Consider the following 22,664-nt stretch of genomic DNA (forward strand, 5'->3'; position numbering starts at 1 on the left):
AATTTTTACTTTTAAAAAACACTATAAAATCACGTAAAAGTAATACTAAGGTGTAAAATCATTCCGCCTCCCCACAAAAATATTGCGGCCAGCTCCTACAAAAACGTCATCCCTTTGTAGCCGACAATAAAAAAACCAAGCTACCAAAGTTCGAAACCTGACTACTATAAAAAATTCTATTTTAGTCAGGTTTCAAATCTAGCTTTATTTTACCTCGAAACGCACAAGAAGGGACTATGTTAAAAATAAATAGTTTGCTCTCCGCCAGCACACTTGCACTAAGCCTGATGGCAGCCAATGCCCAGGCGATTAATTCATATCAAAAGGGTGGTGATCAAGTTGACTTGGTCATTGCCAATGAAGCCAAATTAATTGATATGCTCAAGCGCTCTGGGCGCATCAGCCAAGATGCCTCTATTGCAGAAGCTGAACGCACTTTAAAGGTATACTTAAAAGAGCGGGCCACCCATAGCATTAATGGGGCTCAAGATCTTTCCAGCAATACCGTAACAATGATGCGCGATGCCCGAGGAGGACATCACCCCCGGCTTAAAAGGGGCAAAGGCTCCCTTCACCGCAACCATGGCAGCCGCCACCCTAGAAACATTCAACTAGAGAGCTACGACGGTGAAGCCCAAACTGCACGGGTTCTCGCTATTTTGATGGAGTTCCCCGATTTTCCCCATAACAGCATCGAGCCAGGGGAAAGTGATATGTACTACGCGGATTACGCCGCTGAACATTACGCTAACTTGCTTTTCTCCCAAAACGGCTTTGAAGGCCCCAATGGGGAAAACATGCTATCCATGCAACAGTTTTACTGGCAGCAATCCGGTAACAGCTACTCAGTTGAAGGCTCTGTAGCAGGTTGGTATATGGCCAGCCAGCCAGCAGCTTATTACGGCAATAACACCGATGGAGATGCCCGCTCCCTAATTCGTGAGGCCCTGGAAGCTGCAGCTGCCGACCCCACAGTAAACCTGTCAGATTTTGATATTGAAGACCGCTACGACTTGGATGGTGATGGCGATTTTTGGGAAGCAGATGGTTTGGTAGACCACATCATGATCTTCCACTCCTCGGTTGGTGAAGAAGCAGGTGGCGGGCAACTGGGTGAAGACGCCATTTGGTCTCACCGTTGGAACCTTGGCAGCGTCTATTCACTTGAAGGAACTACTGCGGAGGTAGATTACTGGGGCGGCACTATGGCTGCTTATGATTACACCATTCAGCCGGCGGACGCCGCTGCAGGGGTTGTCAGCCATGAATATGGCCATGATTTGGGCTTGCCCGATGAATACGATACCGATGGTAGCGGTCGCGGTGAACCCGTCTCCTCCTGGTCCATTATGTCCAGTGGTAGCTGGGCCGGTATTATTCCGGGTTCAGAGCCCACCGGCTTCTCTGCCTATGCCAAGGAATACCTGCAACACAACCATGGTGGGAACTGGCTTCATGGTGAAACTATTGCACTAGATGAAATTCCTCGCCGCGGTATCGAGTTGCTACTCGATGAAGCGGTTAATAAGGGGACCAATAACGATGCAGTCCGAATTGACCTACCAGCAAAACAAGAAATAGTTACCGAACCCAGCAGTGGAGAATACGCCTACTTCAGCGGTAGCGGCAACAACCTGCAAAACTCTATGACAATATCTGTTGATCTGAACAATGCAGAAACAGCAAGCCTCTCTTTCAAAGCTTGGTACGACATTGAGCTGGATTGGGATTACGCCGCGATCATGGTAGATTCCGGTGATGGCTTTGTCTCCATTCCTGGTTCAGTAACTACAGATACCAACCCCAACGGCACCAATCCAGGTAATGGTATTACTGGTAGCTCCGAGGGCTGGATTGACGTTGCATTCGATCTAAGCGCTTACGCCGGGCAAGAAATTAGCCTTTCACTTACCTATATTACTGATGGCGCCGTAGCGAATTCAGGTCTTTTTGCCGATGACATCAGCATCGAAATTAATGACACAACATTCCTTTTCGATGATGCTGAAACTGATGGCAACTTTAGCCTTGCAGGCTTTAGCCGAAACCCAGGCTATCTCGAGCACGATCACTACTACTTACTCGAATGGCGTACGCATCGCGGCGTTGATGCCGGATTGGCACATGTGAATGTAGCCGGCGAGATGCTCACTTTCACAGAAGGCCTCTTGGTTTGGTACGTAGATTCCAGCTACGATAATAACTGGGTTGGCGTACACCCAGGAAATGGCTTCCTCGGAGTTGTTGATGCCGACCAAAATGTATTGAGATGGAGTGATGATTCCGTTGCCAGTACCCGCTATCAGGTTCACGATGCCACATTTAACATCGAGAGAGCCGACGACATGGTTCTGGATTTACTCGAGGACTACGGCATACTCTTAAGTGACACTCACAACCGCCGCTACCCACTGTTTAATGACACCCGGAGCTATAGCAACGAAGAAATACCAGATGCCGGCCGCGCTATCACACCTTACGGCTTAAAGGTTCGGGTCGTATCTCGCAGCGGAGATAAATCTGTAGCTAAAATACGCGTAACCAAGTAAAGAAGTAAAAACAGACGGCGCCTACATGGCGCAGTCTCCAATTTAACAAATAGAATAAGATTACCGCTTAAAACAAAGCCTTTAATTTGAGCAAAACTCCCTTCTCCAGCTAACCTGAATGCCAGAAACTTATTTTCATCATTCAGGCGTTCATTTATGGAAAAGCCTCTAGACAACTCCCGTCGCCACTTTCTTAAGCTTTCAGGAACATCGCTACTTTTAATTCCTGCCACATTTATTTCAACACCCTCAGCTCAGGCCCAAATCAAAGCGCAAAAAGACAAGGTAAATTACCAGGATACTCCCAAGGATGGGAAAAAGTGCGTGGACTGTCAGCTGTTTGAGCCCCCCAATGCCTGCCTGGTTGTGGAGGGCGATATCAGTCCCGAAGGGTGGTGTAGCTTATTTGTTTTGAAGCAGGGCAACCCAGTTTCAAATTAAGCTGGGACCCGTTGTTCACCGCGCAATTTAATCACGTCCGCGCGGGGCGGAAGACCAAACATGCGGCTGTATTCACGACTGAAATGAGAGGGGCTCTCATAGCCAACCCGATAGCTGGCGGAAGCCGCTTCCAGTCCCTCGGTCAACATTAGGCGTCGCGCCTCATGTAAGCGCAGCTTTTTCTGGAACTGCAACGGGGACATGCGGGTGATCTGCTTAAAGCTGTGATATAGGGATGACTCACTCATATTGGCCTGGTCGGCCAAGTCACTGATACGCAGCGGTTCTGAGAAGCGGTCTTTTAGCACCTCAATCACCCGGGATACCCGGTTCGCCTGGCTATCTACCATGGCAAACTTGCGCATCCGCGCGCCAATCTCCCCCATCAGGGCGCGATAGATAATCTCACGCCGGGCTAATGGCGCCAGTATCGGGACATCTTTAGGGCTATCCAGCAAGGAGACCAGCCGGTTTAGCGCATCGAGCATACCGTAATCCATTTTGGTCAGGCACAGGCCGCAGCTGACTTCGGGACAGTCGTAGCCAGCCTCCACACCCGGCGCCTTATCACCCAGCTCCATAACCAGGTCTGCCACCTCTTGCGGATCGATCGTTATCTTTACGCCGAGAAATGGAGTATCCAAGGAAGCGTCTTCAACACGTCCCAGGATCGGTAAGTGCACTGAGGTTGCCACATAGCTCAGCGGCATATAGGAAATTTCCCGGTCTCCCAGCTCCAAGGTCTTGCGGCCTTGAATAATAAAATTCAGGGACGGTGTATACACCGATGCCGCACAGGCTCCCGGCTCGTTGCAGCGAATCAGGGAGAGACCACCCAGTACTGTTTCATTTAATCCCTGTTCCGGTGCCTGACGCATCAGGGAGGCAATCAGTTTCTGCCGTATCGACTCCATATCCATGGCGACAGAGTTGAATTCCGCTCTTTTTTCAATGCTCATATGCTCCCCTTGTGCCCGCTAACAATTCCACGACTCAACACGAAGTGGCACAGAGTATACGGAGTTTTAGGCAATTTCCGTGTAGTTTTGCAGGATTGGGCAATTACTGTGCAGTAATAGGTAACCATAACCGATTAATAGCCCTACAGTCGCTGTAATATCTTAATCACTTTTTGCGATAACTAGTTATATATCCAGTTCTTTACACGTCCTCCAGAATGTGATCCTTCCAACCCAAAAGCACGCCTTAAGTAGAAATAGGCAATCAATTAACAGTTCCCGAATACCGCAACCAACTTGGCCACCGCTAGAGTTACGCCCTTACTGGGAGAAGCACCCAATAGCCCTTCCCCCTCCGTAGCAAAGGGAGTACACGCGTAATGGTAAGAAAATTAACGACGGTTTTATTCGGCGTATCTGCACTGGTACTCGCCGGCTGCAACAGTGACGCACCCAGCGGTCAACAACCGCCTCCCCCAGCCGTGGAGGTCGCCCAGGTATCTGCAGGAAATACGACATTGTGGCGCAGCTTTACCGGCCGTGTGGCAGCCCCAGAAACCGTTGAACTGCGCCCACGGGTTAGCGGCTATATCGACAAGGTTTCATTTGCCGAGGGAACTCTGGTCAAACAGGGCGATGTCCTATTCACCATTGACCCCCGCCCTTACCAAGCTCGCGAACGCGCCGCCCGCGCAGACCTGGCTCGGGTTCGCAGCGACCTCTCCTATAGCGAGAAGCAAGCCGGCCGGGCAAAACAGCTACTCAACAGCAAAGCCATCTCCCGCGAGGAATACGATCGGCGTATCGCTTCGCGAGATTCGGCCCGAGCGGCCCTCAGCGCCGCCGAGGCAGCGCTGGAAAATGCCCAGTTGGACCTTCAATACACTGAAGTTAAAGCACCAATAAGTGGCCGAGTAAGCCGCGCCCTGGTTACTCAAGGCAATCTCGCCAATGCCGACAGCACCCTGCTGACAACGCTGGTCTCTGTCGACCCAATGTACGTGTATTTCGAAAGTGACGAACAGACTTTTGCTAAGGGCCGCGACTTACTTAATAGCGGGCAAAAACCTGCTGTGCGCGTAGGTCTCGCCGGTGAGCAGGGCTATCCACACAGTGGAGAGTTGGACTTTATTGATAACCGCTTGAACAGCCATACCGGCACTATTCAGTTCCGCGCTGTGGTTAACAACAGGGACGGCTTTTTCAGACCAGGGCAATTTGCCCGGGTGGAAATGCCAATTGAAGAGGTTTCACAGGCAGTTTTAATCAATAGCAAAGCGGTTCTTACCGATCAGGACCGCCGGTATGTTTACATCGTCAACGACAGTAATGTCACCGAAAAGCGCCCCGTGGTCGCTGGCCAACGTCAAGGTGACCTCGTTGTTATCCGCAGCGGCCTGGAGCCCGGCGAGAAAATTGTGGTGAATGGCCTGCAAAAGATTTTCTTCCCGGGCATGCCCGTCGCACCGGAAATGGTGGCCATGCAGGAGCAGGTAAAGGCGACCCAAGTCGCCGGCCACTAAACAAAGAGCAAGGGGCTTGCCGAAGTGAGCCCATACATTCAGCTAATCCTATCAATGGAATCCGAGCGGCTGACTAAGTCGCTCTCGGAGTAGCAGTATATGAATTTTTCCCGTTTCTTTGTCGACAGACCGATATTTGCATCCGTGTTGTCGATCATTATTTTCGTCGTCGGCCTGATCAGTATTCCCTCACTGCCGGTCAGCGAATATCCCGAAGTTGTGCCCCCCAGCGTGCAAGTAAGTGCTCGCTATCCTGGCGCCAACCCTAAGACGATCTCAGAAACTGTAGCCACGCCGCTGGAAGAAGCGATTAACGGCGTGGAAAATATGATCTACATGAAGTCAGTGGCTGGTAGTGACGGCACCCTGACTTTGAACGTGACCTTTGAGTTGGGCACCGACCCGGACCAAGCCCAGGTACAGGTGCAAAACCGGGTGTCCCAGGCCCTGCCGCGCCTGCCCGAAGATGTCCGCTTGCAAGGTGTTACTACCCAGAAGCAGTCGCCAAACCTGATGATGGCGGTGCACCTGATTTCACCTGACGACAGCCTCGACGCTACCTATATTCGCAACTACGCCGTACTGCATATTCGCGATGAGCTATCGCGCATTCCCGGCGTAGGCCTCGCCGCCGTATTCGGTTCCGGTGACTACGCCATGCGCTTGTGGGTGGACCCGCAGAAAGCCGCCGCCGTAGGCATTACTGCTGCCGATATTGTCAGTGCCGTGCGTGAGCAGAACGTACAGGTTTCCGCCGGCCAGATCGGCGCCTCCCCCATGCCGAACGGATCCGACTTCCTCATTTCCATTAACGCCAAAGGCCGCCTGGAAAGTGAAGAGGAGTTTGGCGATATTGTACTCAAGACCGGCAATAATGGTGAGATCACCCGCCTGCGAGATGTGGCCCGTGTAGAGCTGGCCTCTTCCCAGGACTCCCTGCGCGCCCTGCTCAACGGCCGCCAGGCTGTCGCTATCCCTATTTTCCAATCCCCCGGCTCCAATTCATTGGAAGTTTCTGCGGCGGTACGGGAGAAAATGGCTGAACTGGATGACCAGTTCCCGGAAGGCCTCAAGTGGGAAGTCGCTTACGACCCCACGGTTTTTGTTAGCACCTCCATCAGCTCAGTGATCAAGACCCTACTGGAAGCCGTGCTGCTCGTGGTTCTGGTGGTTATCCTGTTCCTGCAAACCTGGCGCGCCTCATTGATCCCACTGTTGGCCGTGCCGGTATCTATTGTCGGCACCTTTGCGGTGCTGTTGATGTTGGGCTTCTCAATCAACACCCTAACCCTGTTCGCCATGGTGCTGGCCATCGGTATTGTGGTGGATGACGCCATTGTGGTGGTGGAAAACGTCGAGCGGAATATCGAGGAGGGACTGACGCCTTTAGCCGCTGCCCACCAAGCCATGCGCGAGGTGAGCGGTCCGATTGTCGCGATCAGCCTGGTGCTCTGCGCGGTGTTTGTGCCCATGGCATTCTTAGACGGCATCACCGGCCAGTTCTACCGCCAGTTTGCCACCACCATTGCCATCGCCACCATTATCTCCGCGATCAACTCTCTGACTCTATCTCCGGCTCTGGCGGCAACTCTGTTGAAGCCTCACGGCGCCAAACCGGATATGCCCGCGCGCATTATTGAGCGTTTGTTCGGCTGGATATTCCGCCCGTTCAACCGCTTCTTCCAGCGCAATTCCGAGCGTTACCAGCGGATCGTGGGTGGCAGCCTCAAGCGTCGCGGTATCGTATTTGGTGTTTACCTGATATTGCTCGGCGGTACTTTTGCCCTGTTCCAACAGGTGCCCGGCGGCTTTATTCCGGTTCAGGATAAGACTTACCTGGTGGGTAGTATCCGCCTGCCGGAAGGTGCCTCCCTGGACCGCACCGAGGAAGTTGCTCGCCGCGTGAGTGAATTGGCCCTGGAAACCGAAGGTGTTGCCAACGCCGCGGCCTTTGTCGGCTTCAATGCCCTGCAAGGTACCAACACCCCCAACGTGGGCACTGTATTTATCCTGTTCGACGATTTCGATGAACGTGAGCGCAGTGCCCAGGAAATCGCTGCGGAGCTAAATGGCAAGATCTCACAGATCAAGGAAGGCTTTGCCATGACCTTTATGCCGCCGCCCATCTTCGGTCTGGGTGCCGGCTCCGGCTACTCCCTCTATGTTCAGGACCGTCGCGGTGCCGGCTACGGTGAATTGCAAAACGCCACCAATATGTTGGCTGGTGCCCTGAGCCAAGCCAGCGGCCTCAGCTACCCCTTCAGCTCCTACCAGGCCAATGTGCCGCAGATGGACGCGGAAGTGGATCGACTACAGGCCAAGGCTCAAGGTGTGCGCATGGACGACTTGTTCGGCACCCTGCAGCTCTACTTCGGCTCTATGTATATCAACGACTTCAACCTTTTCGGCCGCACCTACCAGGTCGTTGCCCAGGCTGATGCACCCTTCCGCGATGAAGTGCAGGATCTCGATAATCTCTACACTCGCAATATGAATGGGGAGATGGTGCCCATCAGCACCATGGTGACCCTGCGCCAGAGTTACGGACCCGATCCGGTGATCCGCTACAACGGCTATCCCGCAGCCGACCTGATGGGGCAGTCCGATCCCAGCATGTTGTCTTCTTCCGAGGCACTGGCAGCGGTTGAGCAGGTTGCCAGCCAAGCCCTGCCACCGGGCATGCAAATCCAGTGGACCGACCTCAGCTTCCAGCAGGTCAACCAGGGCAATGCCGCCATGGTGGTTTTCCCTCTCGCAGTACTACTGGTATTCCTGGTGCTGGCCGCCCTCTATGAAAGCTGGGTAATGCCACTGGCGGTGATCCTGATCGTGCCCATGTGTCTGCTGGCTGCACTATTTGGTGTCTGGGCTACTGGCGGCGACAACAATGTATTTGTTCAAGTCGGGCTGGTTGTACTGATGGGGCTCGCTTGTAAGAACGCTATTTTAATCGTGGAATTTGCTCGCGAGCTGGAAATGGAAGGCAAAGGCACTGTCGAGGCTGCACTGGAAGCCTGCCGCCTGCGTCTGCGCCCGATCATTATGACTTCAGTCGCCTTTATTGCCGGTGTTGTTCCACTGGTATTGGCCGGCGGCGCTGGCGCTGAGGTGCGTAATGCCATGGGCATTACCGTATTTACCGGCATGATCGGTGTAACCCTGTTTGGCCTGTTCCTCACTCCGGTATTTTATGTTGCCCTGCGCAAGATTGCCGGCGGCAAACTATCAGCTGCCCGCACTACAGATAGCCAGGAGAGTAACTTACCTCTGGAGCAAGTAGCTAACACTTAACCCCGCTTAGCCCGAGCGCATAAATGCTATGCGCCCGGGCTTTTTTCTATTTGCGCGTTTCCTTTTTCCAGCGGGCTCTCGGAAATAAAATTACATAAACCCGAATCAATAACCCCATGGGTACACAAAAAATAATAACGATCACCCCCAGAAGCGCTCGCATATAGTCACTGCCCTCTTCGTGTTTCTCAGCGCGATCCCACAGATAAGACTGGTAACAGTGATCCGGCCCATCTATTGGCATCAAGGTGTAATTAATCACCCGCTCCAAAAATCTCCAATAGTGGCGAAAACGGGTTTCCGTCACTCTGGAAAAATACCCACAGCGTGCCGATATTGTTGCATCGGGATTACCACCGGCAATAGCATTTCCCAGCTGATCCACTGCGACAATTACATTTCGCATCCAGCTTCTATTGGCACCCCTCATTATTAAACCTGTTTAAATCGGCATCCCAAAATAAAACGATCCAGTCTTAATTTTTACTCCACTCAGGAAAAAACAATGGAGTCAAAATAAACTGCGTGCCCCCATACCACCATTTCGCACCGACTCAAAAAGCGGCACTAGCGGAAAATTACTTGGTCAGTAGAAACTGTAACTCAACTCAAATGGTGAATAAGGCCCTTCACACCAATCACCGGTGTCCAGTTGATAGCAGTGCACACCCTCGGCAATACAGTTGTCGAGACTTCCCATATAGGGATCACCGGCCAGACAAAAACGCGGGAATGCTGTAAGTTCATCCGGTGGCACCGGAGTGGTTTTGTAGGTGTAGTAAGTTGCCGTGCCGGTTAAGTCATAACCGAAACCGTCAGCCACGCAGCCCGCCAGGGACTGCGCTACAAGAATAAGAAAAAAAACAACGCTAATTTTCATAGGAAATACAACGCCTTCCACCGGAAATGTCAAAACAACGGGCACTGGGTGGACAAATAGAACCCGGCGCCAGCTCCTCAGAATCCCCCGGGCAGCTTGTTGGAGACGCAGGTGCATCTGGCACATGGGAGGAATGAGAAGAGTGAGAAGAGTGAGAAGAGGGATAACCCCGGTATTCCGCATGGCGGGGAATTGGCGGGCTTACGGGATAAACCACTTGATTGCGCGTATCGGGGGTTCCACAACCCTCAAGGAATACACCCATCGACAAGGCAGAAATAAATATCGCAAACTTTTGCATGGTAGCGCTCCGTATCAGCACCGCGCGGACAGAATCCACGCACTTTTAGATCCGGCTATTTCGCAACAGCTCCACACTGGGCTCGGCTACTGTCGTTAGTAAACCCGCAATATAGGGAAAAACCAGGCCATGGAGTCCTGCAAGCTATCTACGCAATCCGCCGCCTCGCATTCGCTTTTGGCGGTAAGGGGTTGTGGGTATTTTGTGTGGTTACTGCCGACTTCCACAAAGCTGGCGCTTTGTCCGGCAGCCTCTGCCTCATAAAAGAAAGGGTCTTCACCCTCCACTTCGTCCGCAGGCAAAAACAAGCAGCCCTGCATCGCAAATACCGCCACAAGCGGCAACGCGAATTTCCTTGTAGGTCCCATAATCCGACACCTCACATTTTCAGTGCTGCGATGATAGTAGCCTCTCTATGAGTCTAGCTGCCGAGGCATTAGCAGCCAGCAACCCAGAATCGATTTGCGCACAAATCATCTTATTGATGTTTTTCGCGGCGAATATTTCATTTCCACTTAAAGGCTAACTTACTTATATGCAATTTAGCCCTGACTATAAAAAAAGCGGCCGATTGGCCGCTTTTTTTTACTGACTTTAACTCGCTGACAATTACAGCAACAGTCTGCGCACATCCGCCAGCACGCTGACCAAATAAGTCATAAAGCGTCCGGCATCTCCGCCATTTACCGCGCGGTGATCGTAGGAGAGCGCCAAGGGCAACATCTGCCGAGGCTCAAAGTCCTTACCGTTCCACACCGGCTTCATCGCCAGCTTGGAAACACCGAGGATACCAACTTCCGGAGAATTGACGATCGGGGTAAATCCGGTGCCGCCGATAGCCCCCAAACTGGAAATGGTAAAGCAGGCGCCCTGCATCTCGTTGGGCTTCAGCTTGCCATCGCGGGCTTTCAGGGCCATTTCAGTGGCCTCTGCCGCCAGCTCGTACAGGCCTTTCTTATCCACATCGCGGATAACCGGCACCATTAAGCCTTTTGGAGTATCTACTGCCATACCCACATGCACATAGTCCTTGCGCACAATGTGCTCGCCATCGTTGTGCAGGGACACATTAAAGCTCGGCTCTGCACGCAGGGCTGCGGCTACCGCTTTCAGCAGGAAAGGCACTGGGGTGAGCTTCACTCCGCGCTTCTCCGCCTCGGCCTTCATGGACTTGCGGAAGGTTTCCAGCTCTGTGATATCCGCATCGTCAAACTGGGTGACGTGAGGCACATTGAGCCAGTTGCGCGACATGTTGGCTGCGGTAATCTTGTGGATCTTGCTCATCGGCTCCACATTCACCGGGCCAAACTGGCTAAAGTCGATATCCGGCATCTTGGCGATACCGATTCCACCGCCGACACCAACCGCGCCGCTTTCAGCTTTCTTCACCTGCTCGCGGATGTAATTATGCAGATCGTCCTTGGAGACCCGGTTGCGCGGGCCGGTGGGCTTCACCTTATTCAAGGTAACGCCCAACTCGCGGGCCAGTTTGCGCACGGCGGGGCCGGCGTAAACCTGGGCTGCTGCGGTGAGGTTGCGCTCCAGCTGATAGTCTTTCTGCGGCACTGCCGGGGGCTCAACAGACGCAGATGCCTGCTGTGGCGCGCTCTCGGCAGGCGCTGTCGCTGCAGGGGCTGCAGCCGGAGTAGCGGGCGCGGCGGCGCCTGCAGCAACTACTTTCAACACGCCCAAGGTGTCACCTGTGGAAACCTTGTCGCCTTCTTTAACGGCGATAGAAACCACGGTACCGGCACTGGGGGAAGGCACATCCATAGAGGCTTTATCGCCTTCCACCACAATCAGGGAGTCCCCCTCTTCAACCACATCACCGGGCTGTACACTGATCTCGATCACATCAACCGCATCAGCACCGCCCAGATCCGGGATCTGGATCGTTTCCTCTTTCGGCTCGCTGCTCGCCGCTGCCGCAGGGGCTTCAGCCACAGGCTCTGCAACTGGTGCAGCTTCTTGCTTGGCGGGGGCCGCAGCGGGCTCCTCTGCCGGCGCTTCCGCCACATCGGTTTCGATTTCCCCAATCACGTCGCCTTCAGAGACCTTATCGCCCTCTTTCACACTGATGCTGAGGATTTTGCCAGCCACTGGGGCTGGCACATCCATGGAGGCTTTATCGCCCTCCACCACAATCAGTGAATCCTCTTGCGCGACGGTATCGCCGACAGCAACAGAAATTTCAATCACATCCACCTGATCGGCACCACCGAGATCAGGCACTTTAATGACTTGTTTTGCCATAGGAGTTTTGCCTTCTCTTAGCTGATGCGTGGATTAACTTTTTCGGCGTCGATATTGAGCTTCACGATTGCTTCCGCAACCTCTTTCGCATCAATAACGCCCTGCTTGGCCAAGCCGTTCAGTGCGGCGATCACCACGTAGTTGCGATCCACTTCGAAGAAGCGACGCAGCTGCTCGCGGCTGTCACTGCGGCCGAAACCATCGGTACCCAGGGTGGTCAGTTCACCGTCGATAAATTCGCGCAGTGGCTCCACATAGGAACGGATGTAGTCGGTGGAGGCGATAACCGGGGAGGTATTGCCTTCGAACTGCTCAGTGATCCAGGCTTTGCGCGGCTCGGCTTCCGGGTGCAGCATATTCCAGCGCGCCACATCCTGGCCTTCACGGGCCGATTCCACAGCGGAGGTAAGGCTCCAGACATCGGAGGTCACACCGAACTGGTCGGCGAGGATATCCGCCGCTGCCAGTACTTCGCGCAAAATAGTACCGCCACCAATCAGCTGTACATGTTTCTTCGCCGCTTTGCCCTTGGCGCCTTTCTTGACATTGGACTGCAGCTTGTAGATACCGCGGATAATGCCCTCTTCCACGCCCTGAGGCATTTCCGGCTGCAGGTAGTTTTCGTTCTCGATAGTGATGTAGTAGAAGAGGTTCTTCTGCTCTTCGTACATCTCTTTCAAGCCGCGCTGCATAACCACCGCCAGCTCATAACCGTAAGCCGGGTCGTAGCTGCGGCAGTTGGGGATAGTGGAAGACAGTACGTGGCTGTGGCCATCCTGGTGCTGCAGACCCTCACCGTTCAAGGTGGTACGACCAGCAGTGGCACCGATCAGGAAGCCGCGCGCCTGCATATCGCCAGCGGCCCAGGCCAGGTCGCCGATACGCTGGAAACCGAACATGGAGTAGTAGATATAGAAAGGCACCATCGGCACGCCGTGGTTGCTGTAGGCCGTGGCCAGCGCCATCCAGGTGGACATAGCACCGGCTTCGTTGATGCCCTCTTCCAGCACCTGGCCTTTCTTATCTTCCTTGTAATACATGATCTGGCCGTGATCCACCGGGGTGTAGCGCTGCCCCTGGGAGGAATAGATACCCAGCTGGCGGAACAGGCCTTCCATACCAAAGGTACGGGCTTCATCGGGAACGATCGGCGCAATGTTCTTGCCGATATTCTTGTCTTTTACCAAGGCCGCGATAGCGCGGACAAATGCCATGGTGGTGGAGATTTCGCGCTCACCGGAGCCTTTGGTCAGTGCGCTGAAGGCATCGAGACCGGGAACTTCCAGTTTCGGGCACTCAACCGGGCGACGGGGAACCGGACCGCCCAGGGCCTTGCGGCGTTCCGCCATATATTTCATTTCCGGGCTGTCCGGAGATGGGCGGTAGTAAGGAACTTCTTCCAGCTCTTTATCGGTGAGCGGAATGGCAAAGCGATCGCGGAAACGCTTGAGGGAATCCAGGTCCAGCTTCTTCACGGAGTGGGTATCCATCGCCGCTTCGCCGGCGGAGCCTAAGCCGTAACCTTTAACGGTCTGGGCCAGGATCACGGTGGGCTGGCCTTTGTGGGCCATCGCCGCTGCGTAAGCTGCGTATACCTTGTAAGGATCGTGGCCGCCGCGATTGAGCTTCATAATCTCATCGTCGGACATATCCTTAACCAGCTCCAGCAACTCCGGGTATTTGCCGAAGAAGTGCTCGCGGGTATAAGCGCCGCCGTTGGCCTTGAAGTTCTGCATCTCGCCATCGACCACTTCGTCCATGACTTTCTGCAACAGGCCTTTGTCATCTTTCTCTAGCAGCGGATCCCACAGGCGGCCCCAGAGTACTTTGACAACATTCCAACCGGCACCGCGGAATACGCCTTCCAGCTCCTGCACGATCTTACCGTTGCCGCGTACCGGGCCGTCCAGACGCTGCAGGTTACAGTTAACCACGAACACCAGATTTTCCAGTTGCTCGCGGCCAGCCAGGGAAATTGCGCCCAGGGTTTCCGGCTCGTCACACTCACCGTCACCAAGGAAAGCCCACACCTTGCGATCGCCGCGCGGGGACAGGCCGCGGGCAGACAGGTAGCGCATAATGTGCGCTTGGTAAATCGCCTGGATCGGCCCCAATCCCATGGAGACCGTGGGGAACTGCCAGTACTCTGGCATCAGCCAGGGGTGCGGGTAGGAGGACAGGCCATTGCCGTTCACTTCGCGGCGGAAGTTGTCCAGCTGCTCTTCATCGAAACGCCCTTCCAGGTAGGAGCGGGCATAAATACCCGGTGCACTGTGACCCTGGAAGAAAATCAGGTCGCCGCGCTCTTCACCTTCATTGCCACGGAAGAAGTAGTTGAAGCCCACATCGTAGAGTGTGGCCGCAGAGGAGAAACTGGAGATATGGCCGCCGAGGCCATCGTCATTCTGGTTGGCACGTACCACCATCGCCAGGGCATTCCAGCGAATCAGGGAGCGAATGCGGCGCTCCATAAATAAGTCGCCAGGCATACGCTTTTCCGCATTGGGCGGAATGGAGTTGCGATAGGGAGTGGTGATTGCCGCAGGCAATTGTACGCCTACATCGGTAGCGCGGTCAGACAGCTGCTTCAGGAGGAAGGCTGCGCGTTCTTTGCCGCTATAGCGGATAACCGCTTGCAGCGCGTCCAGCCACTCCTGCGTTTCGAGGTTATCGGTATCTTCGTGCATCAAGTGCTCCTCGGCGAATTAGGCGACGTCGAGTCGGTCTATTTCTCAAAAATCGGTACGCGGGCAAACTACAGCGCGAGCAAAAAAAAGCTTCCTTTTTTTCTTGGTTCCGCCAATTCACCAACTTTGTTGGCGTAAATGCAAAGTTTGTGAATCTTTACTCGAATATGACGGTGAGGAAAGCGGCGCAATTAATTGCCGCAAGTGCCTAGTTTGACTGTGATTATTTGTTCCGGGGCCCGCGCAGACTGGCGGACAAAACCCCATCCCCGGTTGTTAGCGGAGGGAATTGTAGTATTACTACAAAAAATTTTCCAGATAGGACGGTTAGTAACAAATAAAACAAAAGAGCAAAACAATTATTTGCCGTTTGGCCGTTTCACCGGAACATTTAGTGGAATTTTTGAGAAAATGAACTACAAAATCGAGTCTCAAACAAAGACATCAGTCACAGCTGAACCAGCTCCCCACCGGGTTGATATTCAGCGTAGACCAAGTAACGCAGCGGGCCACCAGCCGCCAGGGCATTAAAGGGGTAACAAGTCACCAGCAATAAACCCCGCTCGGCAAAGATCGGCAAACGCTCTCTCTCACTGTCCACAATTCGCATTTCCGCAACCCGATAAGTATGCCAGCGTCCGCGTTTATCCTGCAGGTAAATGGAGGTACCCCGCCTGACACGCTCTAATCCCGCAAAGTGAGTATCCCGGTGTGCGGCAATAACCGTGGTGCGAGGCTCGCCAGGATTGCCGGACCCAGCTAAGAGACCAGGGCCGAAAGCCAACGCCTGGCCACTACCGCCGCTGAGAACAATTAATGGCGACTGTCCTTCCAACTTTAACTTGGCCACTGGCCAGGTGTCCGCCCAGGGCCAGGGCTTTTGCAGAGCCCCGCCCAGCAGCTGCTCCTCCCAGGCGCTATCGATCAGCACCTGGGCCAACTCCGCCTTGGCCAGGAGCCAGCTGGCAGATCCCAGCTGCCACAGCCCCGCCCCCAGGCACAATACAAAGAGCAGTGAACGAAGCACGCTTACACTCCTCCCCGCTCTAGCGCACCATCACCGCTCAACTGGCGGGGGTCCGGCAACACCCTGCGCAAGAAGCGGCGCAGAGTGTGCATCCAGTGGCCGCGCAGAGCGCGACCCCGCCGGAGGCTGGCGGCCAATATCAGCAGCAACGCCGCCACCAACAACTGCCCGTAGAGGCCGGTAGCTGTTTGCGGATAGGCCTGGCGCTGCAATACCTGCCCCTGCGCTGTCATATTAGCGACCGGGCTGCGGGATAAGGTTTCCGCAGCGCTGCGCACCACTTCCTCTTCGACGGCGACAAAGCTGGTGTAGGGGCTGGCGAGCTGATGACTCAAGGCGGTTTGTAAAATCTGCTCGCGCAGAGCCTGGCCGGCATCCGAGTGCTCCCCAGACTCAAGCTGCTGGTCCCGCAGCGCCTGTATCTTACTGCGCGCCCAGACACTGCCAATACCCCGCGTATCGCTGCCGCCGTCTATTTTCAGGGCGAGTTTACGCACAAACTGCTTGCCGGCCATACGCCCGCGCAGCTGAATATCCCCCTGTAGTAAGTGGCCCTGCACCTTTGCCACCAACTGGATAGGCTCACCGCTATACAGGTCGGGGATGCGCTTGGGGTAGGCATCTGCCACCACACCCTGGGGCCAGCTGAGCTGTAAATCGGTAGCCATGGGATTTTCCAATTTGGCAAACAGGGCCTGCATACGCTCGCGCACCTCGGAAACATCACCGATAGTGACAAAAGTACCGCGCCCGAACTGGGCGGCCTTGCGCATAAAGTGGCTGTTGGGAGCCGAGCCGATACCGACGGTAAACAGGCGGGCGCTGTGTAGGGATTGACTGATCAACTCGAACAGAGCCCGCTCATTGCCCACCGCACCATCGGTAATAAAGACCACCTGCTGGACCGTGCTGGTGTCATCCTGCATCTGCTGTCCAAATGCCATCCGCAGGGCCGGCGCCATTTCGGTGCCCCCCTCGGCGTTCAGGTTTTCAATTTCCCGGCGCGCGCGGCGGATATTGTCGGCGCTCGCCGCTATCGGACGCGGGAAAAATGCGCGAGTGGTGCTGTTAAATTCGATCACATTAAAGCGGTCAGTGCTGTGCAGGCGGGACAGTGCCAGGGTGAGGCTCTCCTTCGCCTGGCGCATGGAATTGCCCGACATGGAGCCGGAAGTATCCACAACGTAAATCACTTCCCGCGGCAGACGCTGGGTGCTGGTACCGGCGCTGGGGGGGAGTAGCATAACCTGCAAATAGGCGCCCGCCTGCGCACCTTCTCCCTGCTCTGCGGCGATTTGTTCGCTAAACAGCGCCGCGCGCGGCATGGCAGAAGCGCGCGGTTGCCAGTTCAGCAGAAAATCCCGATCCATCTCCGCAGTACCATCGCGCAGCTGAATCCGGTAGCGGCCCTCACCCCGGTTATCGATATTAATGGCGTGGTAGGGACTGTCGATTTTTGCCAGCGGCAGACCGCCGTGTAAATCCACCTCGATCGCAATACTGTGGCTGCCCAGCGCCTGCAACTCCTGCGCGGGCTGCATAAACGGGGTTATCGCCGCAGCATCCGGCACCTGATCCGTGGGCAGCGCCCAGCCACTCTGCTCCACCACCAATTCCCGCTCATCGCCGTTCAGCGCCTGAGGCGATATCGGTTTGCCGGGGATATAGCGCGGGGTCAATGTGGTAGGCATACGCAAGGAAAAAACACCGCTGTCATAATTGACCGGCTGCAAGTAGCGAATATTAATTTGCACCGTCTCGCCGGGAGCAATATTCGCCACTTTATTGGTAAACAGGTTTGGGCGCTGCTGCTCCAGAAGGGCCGCGCGTTTACCTGCGGCGCGGGCGGCCTTATAAATCTTAGCCGCCGCTTTGCGCTCGTGGACTTTGCCGACAATACGGCGCTCGCCCACCTGAATCTCGAGCCCGGCCACCGCAGCCTGCTCCGGCAGCGGCAGCGCGTAAACCGCCTCCTGCCAGGCGTCACTGGTATTTTTAAATTGTTGCCGAAGCGCGACTTCCGCCACCAGTCCCCGCACAGAGATATTCACTTGGCTGTCCAAGTGTAGCGCCGGGATATACTTTCCCGGCTCACTGCCGCTAAAAAGTAAATCCCCTCCTTTTATATCATTTAGGGTAACGGTCTCCGCAGGCTCCAACTGGGGGGTATCGCCGGCATCGGGAAGCACCTGGGCATTGACCTCGGCGCCGATTGCCGCAACAACAACCGCCAGGACTACAACAACAAAGCACCACCAGCGCCCCGCCCCATCGGTCTTTTGGCGTCGGCGATAGTATTCCTCGGTCGGCAGCATCAGGTCATCTTTATGAAACTGCGGCTTAAATAACGTTACCCTGTTCACTCACTTCCCTCCACTTTTAAATTGGATGTTGAAGCTATTAAACAGGGGGAAGCGGGCGAAAGGTGGCAGGGAATCGGGCGAGAATCTGGAGGAATTATGGCGAATTGTGGCGGGTATGTATCATCTCAATTAGAAGCTTTAATTAAGCATCAAGAACCACCTGAATATCCATTTATATAATTACCTCAACAAAACCCTTCACATAAACATTAAGCACAGAAACTCACCTTAGGATAAAGTAAGCTTCCGACCTTCACCGCCAACTTGAAACCATTTGAAATCACATGTAACCACCTGTGATTGTTCTTTTCTTAACCCCCTCTAGAATAGGCTCATTTAAATCAACGAAAGATTAACTCATGACTCCTAAAATACACAAAAGATTACGACTCTCACATGGGTTATACCTAAAAGATATTGGGGTATTAGGCCGCCACGCCAACAATATTAGACTGCCGTATATACGCAACAAAACAATAAGCCTCCAAGATAAAAAAGACATGGGATATATGGTTGCTCAACTAGAATACCACGGGCTCCGCATTGACTTCTATATAACCTTACACGATTTATATGTGGTTGGCTTTGACCCGAACCCCTTGAGTGATTCAGGAACAAGATACCACTTAGAGACAGAATTAAGCTCCCCCCTAAAAGAGGGCTTATCTTGCATTCCCCTGGGAAGAAGCACGGGAATATTTAAACTTTCCGAAGAGGAGAATCTTAATCTAAGTGAAAATACTAAAATACATGACTTCACCATGAGCACAGATGGCTCTTATCCCGATCTGGGCTTGACTGGAAGTTATGCAGATAGCAAACACGTAAACATAGGCAAGATTGGTTCCGATTTTGCAATATTAAAACAAGCCCTCAACGGATACAACAAACCTAGCAGCGAATTTCACTTGGCGTTTGGCACTATGGCAATGATCATTAGTGAAAGCATTAGGTTCTACTCAATCTCAAGATACTTTAATAAACAGCTCGCCTGCGAAGACAAAATTGAATACACAACCATTAAAGAAATCCTTACAACAGTTAACAACTGGAGCACTGGAACCAAGGGAGAAAATCCCGATATACGAGTCCCCTGCTTCCTGAAGGAAAAGGAAGATAAAAAACTCAAGGAAGAACACTATAAAAAAATAACTAAACTTCTAGAGAAAGAGAATAAAGAAATAAAAGAAAGGCGCACACGAGCAAAGAGGAGATTTAAAAATATAGTTAAATTAAATACCACACCGAAAAAATTAGCCCCTTAGCGAGAACCAGCATAAGCCAGCAGCTTGAAGACAAATCACACCCCAACTTTTCAAGCTTGCTGTATTTATAATACATTATCTCTAACAGCCATTAAACTATAAACCACCCCACAAAACCATATTAATTTCTAGCCGTCGGCAATCAAAACTGCAAATACACCAATCTATCAACACTCTTTATTTTATGGCAGATTGCAACCCCTGAAGTCATGTACCGCGAACCACCTATTTAGACCCAAAACATTCGACTAAACTATAGACCCTAGCCCCTATTGCATGCACTAGCAACATACTTCCGTAATTTAAAATTCCCATATTTATTCTGAGAATATATAACACCTGCATTCAACTCTGAAGTGCATCAGTTAATCATCTGGAAAAGAACGGTCAGCTGAAGGTAACATCTGCCGCTTCTTCTCCGCCAAGAGATTAAGTGATGACAAGACGTTACCGACAGCTGACCGAAGAGCAACGATGCCAGATTTGGGCGCTAAAGAAAAGTGATTGGAGTCAGAGGGCAATTGCCAGGGAGATTGGTGTTAGCCAGCCTACGATCAGCAGAGAGCTCGCTCGTAATCGAGGCGGAAGAGGCTACCGCTATAAGCAAGCTCAGCAGATGGCTGAAGAGCGGCGTAGGCAGGCAGGAAGGCCAACAAAAATGCTATCCAAGGCGGTTGCTCTGATAGAGAGCAAACTGAAGCTACAGTGGAGCCCAGAACAAATTTCCGGCTGGCTAGATCGGGAAAAAAGCCTGTCGATTAGCTATGAAACTATCTACTTGTATATCTGGGCAGATAAGCGGCGTAGCGGGACCCTTTACGAGAATTTACGACGTCGGGATAGGCCCTACAACAAGCGGGCCAATGGAAAGTCAACTCGAGGACACATCAAGAACGCCATCAGTATCGAAGAGCGCCCAGAAGTTGTCGATGATAAATCGCGCATCGGAGACTGGGAAATTGACACCGTTATAGGTAAAGGCCATAGCGGTGCTCTGGTCACCATTGTAGATCGTAAGAGCAAATTTACCCTCTCTCAGCAGGTTGAACGCAAGACAGCAGAGTTGGTTGCTCAAGCTGCCATTGCATTACTTGAGCCATACAGAGATTTCGTACACACGATTACCGCCAATAACGGCAAAGAGTTTGCTCTGCACGAGAAGATTGGTGAGGCTCTGGATGCGAAGGTCTATTTTGCGCATCCGTATTCATCTTGGGAGAGAGGCCTAAATGAGAATACTAGTGGCCTGCTGCGTCAGTACTTTCTAAAACAAACTGATTTCAAGTTTGTGGACCAAGCAGATGTCGAAGCAGCTATTGAGCGCTTAAATAATCATCCGAGAAAGTTGTTGGGCTATAAAACCCCAAAACAAGCCTTGGGGGAATATACGGCTGCCGCAGCAGCCTAAAGGGTGATGCACTTCAGAGTTGAATGCAGGAAATATAAAAAAACCGGCACTCACGCCGGCTTTTATTAGCCCACCAAGACGACAATTCAAGCTGCAATTCTATACACCACTAGCGGATATGCTCCCGCAACCTAAAGCTCCCATATTTATTCTGAGAATAAATAGTGTAGGGAAGAGCAGCGGTATCCAACACCACAGAAAACATTGAATCAACTACAGTGCAAGCCAAAATGATATTGCCAAAGTTTTTAGGCTTGGAGTTCATCTTACACAGATTGTAAGCCACACCACTATATACACGGGGCATACTATTGCAGTATGAACCTTGCCGCATTAAAGCACTACCGACAGCATAGTTGTCCCGACCAACAGTGCTCGCGGTGCCACACCCGATCAGCTTTAAGGTAAGTGCAATTGTGATAATTTTTTTCATTTAAACGCCTTTTATCGCCATCCAGATTTAATCTGTAAATCTAGAATTTCAATCCAACAATTATTGGACACAAAAAAACCGGCGCAAGCGCCGGTTTTTTATCAATCAAACTGAGATCAATCGACCAAGCCATAATCCTTACGCAATACTTCAAGCAATTCCGCTTTAGGATTATCAGATATCTCTAGTTTCGTACCAATAATCTTCTCAGCAATGCCAATATAAGTATTAGAGAGATCCATCAGCATAGATTCTGGCAGTTCGTTATCACGAGCCAAAGCCGAGCGCTCATTCATACGATCTTTGTTCAACAGGATATCTGCATCGGGGAAGTAGTTGAGCAGCGCCTGGCGAAAACCCTCTTTGGATTTCTCCACAACCTTACCTGCGCGGTACTGTTCGCCATCCCAGATACGGGAGGAGTCCGGAGTACCCACCTCATCCATATAAATCAGCTTTTCTTCACCATTGGCATCGGTGACATAGCCGAATTCAAACTTGGTATCGACAAAGACCTGGTCGAGCTTTTCTAACTCTGCGGAAATCAAATCGAAACCTTCTTTCAGCAACTTCTCGTACAGGTCGATATCGCCTGCATTGCGGAAGCCGAAGGCTTCGAAATTGTCTTCGATATTCTTGCGGGTGACATTGACATCGTCTGCTTCCGGCACGCCGGGGATACCCTTGAGAATGCCTTTGCTGGAGGGGGTAATGAGCAATTCAGGCAGCTTCTGGTCTTTCTGCAAGCCATCAGAAATCTCGATACCACAGAACTCCCGCTCACCCTTCTTATAGGAGCGCCACATGGAGCCGGTAATGTACTGACGGGCGATCGCTTCGATCATAACCGGGCGCGCCTTCTGTACGATCCACACCAGAGGATGCGGGATATCGAGAATATGGCTATCGGCGAGGCCCTGCTCTTTAAACAGCTTGAACCAGTGGTTGGAAATAGCATTTAGTGCTGCGCCCTTGCCTGGTACGCCACGCATACCGCCTTCGCCAGTCCAGATACAGTCGAACGCGGAGATGCGATCGGAAATCACCATTACCGCAAGTGGGGTATCAGGAGAAACCGGGTAGCCCTTCTCCTCAATCAGGCGACGGCTGTCTTCTTCGCTCAGCCAGTATACGGAACGGACCTTGCCACTGTGGATAGGCTTGTCGGTGCGGATCGGCAGGTCATTATTGACCGCTAGAACTTTGTCAGCCAGGCTCATGGGCTCTCACCTATTTGAAGGGACCAAATAAAAGAAAGCGCGGCATTCTAGCAAATGCCGCAGC

General features: G+C 52.8%; 17 protein-coding genes. 6 read left to right on the forward strand and 11 right to left on the reverse strand.

The window, feature by feature from the left end:
• The first annotated feature begins 236 nt into the window (after window positions 1–236).
• Complete coding sequence (locus tag ACJJIL_RS18260) at window positions 237–2,549, forward strand: immune inhibitor A domain-containing protein (protein ID WP_445360447.1); 2,313 nt, start codon at window positions 237–239, stop codon at window positions 2,547–2,549.
• Window positions 2,550–2,705: 156 nt separating this feature from the next.
• Window positions 2,706–2,990 (forward strand): hypothetical protein, encoded by a 285-nt coding sequence (locus tag ACJJIL_RS18265; protein WP_444895145.1) that lies wholly within the window; start codon window positions 2,706–2,708, stop codon window positions 2,988–2,990.
• Here ACJJIL_RS18265 and ACJJIL_RS18270 read toward each other — a convergent pair.
• Window positions 2,987–3,949 carry an AraC family transcriptional regulator gene (locus ACJJIL_RS18270; RefSeq protein WP_282934202.1) on the reverse strand — a complete coding sequence of 321 codons (963 nt, stop codon included), beginning with the start codon at window positions 3,947–3,949 and terminating at the stop codon, window positions 2,987–2,989. The two genes, ACJJIL_RS18265 and ACJJIL_RS18270, sit on opposite strands and share 4 nt — an antisense overlap.
• 380 nt (window positions 3,950–4,329) lie before the next feature.
• Here ACJJIL_RS18270 and ACJJIL_RS18275 point away from each other — a divergent pair, with 380 nt between their 5' ends.
• Together ACJJIL_RS18275 and ACJJIL_RS18280 are read left to right on the forward strand one after the other, a co-directional pair.
• Complete coding sequence (locus ACJJIL_RS18275; RefSeq protein ID WP_282934203.1) at window positions 4,330–5,472, forward strand: efflux RND transporter periplasmic adaptor subunit; 1,143 nt, start codon at window positions 4,330–4,332, stop codon at window positions 5,470–5,472.
• 99 nt (window positions 5,473–5,571) lie between these two features.
• A complete protein-coding gene (locus tag ACJJIL_RS18280) occupies window positions 5,572–8,763 on the forward strand; it encodes an efflux RND transporter permease subunit (RefSeq protein ID WP_445360448.1) in 3,192 nt (1,063 codons plus the stop codon).
• Window positions 8,764–8,809: 46 nt separating this feature from the next.
• On the opposite strand, the gene ACJJIL_RS18285 is transcribed toward ACJJIL_RS18280, so the two are convergent.
• From ACJJIL_RS18285 to ACJJIL_RS18320, 8 genes are all read right to left on the reverse strand, one after another.
• Window positions 8,810–9,169 carry a hypothetical protein gene (locus ACJJIL_RS18285; RefSeq protein WP_444892827.1) on the reverse strand — a complete coding sequence of 120 codons (360 nt, stop codon included), beginning with the start codon at window positions 9,167–9,169 and terminating at the stop codon, window positions 8,810–8,812.
• Window positions 9,170–9,349: 180 nt separating this feature from the next.
• Window positions 9,350–9,643 (reverse strand): hypothetical protein, encoded by a 294-nt coding sequence (locus ACJJIL_RS18290; RefSeq protein ID WP_413664437.1) that lies wholly within the window; start codon window positions 9,641–9,643, stop codon window positions 9,350–9,352.
• A complete protein-coding gene (locus tag ACJJIL_RS18295) occupies window positions 9,633–9,944 on the reverse strand; it encodes a hypothetical protein (RefSeq protein ID WP_444919036.1) in 312 nt (103 codons plus the stop codon). Before ACJJIL_RS18295 ends, ACJJIL_RS18290 begins: the two co-directional genes overlap by 11 nt.
• 95 nt (window positions 9,945–10,039) lie before the next feature.
• Complete coding sequence (locus ACJJIL_RS18300; RefSeq protein ID WP_282934208.1) at window positions 10,040–10,312, reverse strand: hypothetical protein; 273 nt, start codon at window positions 10,310–10,312, stop codon at window positions 10,040–10,042.
• A gap of 241 nt (window positions 10,313–10,553) precedes the next feature.
• Window positions 10,554–12,197: a dihydrolipoyllysine-residue acetyltransferase gene (gene aceF / locus ACJJIL_RS18305; RefSeq protein ID WP_445360449.1), complete on the reverse strand. Its 1,644-nt coding sequence runs from the start codon at window positions 12,195–12,197 to the stop codon at window positions 10,554–10,556.
• A 17-nt stretch (window positions 12,198–12,214) separates the two neighbouring features.
• On the reverse strand, window positions 12,215–14,884 hold the full coding sequence (gene aceE / locus ACJJIL_RS18310) for a pyruvate dehydrogenase (acetyl-transferring), homodimeric type (RefSeq protein ID WP_413664434.1): 2,670 nt from the start codon (window positions 14,882–14,884) through the stop codon (window positions 12,215–12,217).
• A gap of 448 nt (window positions 14,885–15,332) precedes the next feature.
• Window positions 15,333–15,911, reverse strand: coding sequence for a class GN sortase (locus ACJJIL_RS18315; RefSeq protein WP_445360450.1), 579 nt, complete (start codon window positions 15,909–15,911; stop codon window positions 15,333–15,335).
• Window positions 15,912–15,913: 2 nt separating this feature from the next.
• Window positions 15,914–18,274, reverse strand: a complete 2,361-nt coding sequence (locus tag ACJJIL_RS18320; RefSeq protein WP_445360451.1) for a marine proteobacterial sortase target protein — start codon at window positions 18,272–18,274, stop codon at window positions 15,914–15,916.
• A 359-nt stretch (window positions 18,275–18,633) separates the two neighbouring features.
• Here ACJJIL_RS18320 and ACJJIL_RS18325 point away from each other — a divergent pair, with 359 nt between their 5' ends.
• Window positions 18,634–19,539 (forward strand): ribosome-inactivating family protein, encoded by a 906-nt coding sequence (locus tag ACJJIL_RS18325; RefSeq protein WP_445360452.1) that lies wholly within the window; start codon window positions 18,634–18,636, stop codon window positions 19,537–19,539.
• A gap of 436 nt (window positions 19,540–19,975) precedes the next feature.
• Window positions 19,976–20,947 (forward strand): IS30 family transposase, encoded by a 972-nt coding sequence (locus tag ACJJIL_RS18330; protein WP_445360453.1) that lies wholly within the window; start codon window positions 19,976–19,978, stop codon window positions 20,945–20,947.
• Window positions 20,948–21,056: 109 nt separating this feature from the next.
• On the opposite strand, the gene ACJJIL_RS18335 is transcribed toward ACJJIL_RS18330, so the two are convergent.
• Entirely contained in the window at window positions 21,057–21,380 is a 324-nt protein-coding gene (locus ACJJIL_RS18335) for a YceK/YidQ family lipoprotein (RefSeq protein ID WP_445360454.1), read from the reverse strand.
• A gap of 116 nt (window positions 21,381–21,496) precedes the next feature.
• Window positions 21,497–22,600, reverse strand: a complete 1,104-nt coding sequence (locus ACJJIL_RS18340) for a phosphoribosylaminoimidazolesuccinocarboxamide synthase (RefSeq protein WP_445360455.1) — start codon at window positions 22,598–22,600, stop codon at window positions 21,497–21,499.
• Window positions 22,601–22,664: the final 64 nt, after the last annotated feature.

This window comes from Microbulbifer maximicatervae (SeqCode), from assembly GCF_052468095.1.

What these genes read in the sequence shown, in the direction of transcription:
- ACJJIL_RS18285 (WP_444892827.1), bottom strand. Translation starts at nt 9,169, where the DNA reads ATGCGAAATGTAATTGTCGCAGTGGATCAGCTGGGAAATGCTATTGCC.
- ACJJIL_RS18260 (WP_445360447.1), top strand. Translation starts at nt 237, where the DNA reads ATGTTAAAAATAAATAGTTTGCTCTCCGCCAGCACACTTGCACTAAGC.
- ACJJIL_RS18270 (WP_282934202.1), bottom strand. Translation starts at nt 3,949, where the DNA reads ATGAGCATTGAAAAAAGAGCGGAATTCAACTCTGTCGCCATGGATATG.
- ACJJIL_RS18325 (WP_445360452.1), top strand. Translation starts at nt 18,634, where the DNA reads ATGACTCCTAAAATACACAAAAGATTACGACTCTCACATGGGTTATAC.
- ACJJIL_RS18300 (WP_282934208.1), bottom strand. Translation starts at nt 10,312, where the DNA reads ATGGGACCTACAAGGAAATTCGCGTTGCCGCTTGTGGCGGTATTTGCG.
- ACJJIL_RS18340 (WP_445360455.1), bottom strand. Translation starts at nt 22,600, where the DNA reads ATGAGCCTGGCTGACAAAGTTCTAGCGGTCAATAATGACCTGCCGATC.
- ACJJIL_RS18265 (WP_444895145.1), top strand. Translation starts at nt 2,706, where the DNA reads ATGGAAAAGCCTCTAGACAACTCCCGTCGCCACTTTCTTAAGCTTTCA.
- ACJJIL_RS18335 (WP_445360454.1), bottom strand. Translation starts at nt 21,380, where the DNA reads ATGAAAAAAATTATCACAATTGCACTTACCTTAAAGCTGATCGGGTGT.
- ACJJIL_RS18290 (WP_413664437.1), bottom strand. Translation starts at nt 9,643, where the DNA reads ATGAAAATTAGCGTTGTTTTTTTTCTTATTCTTGTAGCGCAGTCCCTG.
- ACJJIL_RS18295 (WP_444919036.1), bottom strand. Translation starts at nt 9,944, where the DNA reads ATGCAAAAGTTTGCGATATTTATTTCTGCCTTGTCGATGGGTGTATTC.
- ACJJIL_RS18275 (WP_282934203.1), top strand. Translation starts at nt 4,330, where the DNA reads ATGGTAAGAAAATTAACGACGGTTTTATTCGGCGTATCTGCACTGGTA.
- aceF (WP_445360449.1), bottom strand. Translation starts at nt 12,197, where the DNA reads ATGGCAAAACAAGTCATTAAAGTGCCTGATCTCGGTGGTGCCGATCAG.
- aceE (WP_413664434.1), bottom strand. Translation starts at nt 14,884, where the DNA reads ATGCACGAAGATACCGATAACCTCGAAACGCAGGAGTGGCTGGACGCG.
- ACJJIL_RS18280 (WP_445360448.1), top strand. Translation starts at nt 5,572, where the DNA reads ATGAATTTTTCCCGTTTCTTTGTCGACAGACCGATATTTGCATCCGTG.
- ACJJIL_RS18330 (WP_445360453.1), top strand. Translation starts at nt 19,976, where the DNA reads ATGACAAGACGTTACCGACAGCTGACCGAAGAGCAACGATGCCAGATT.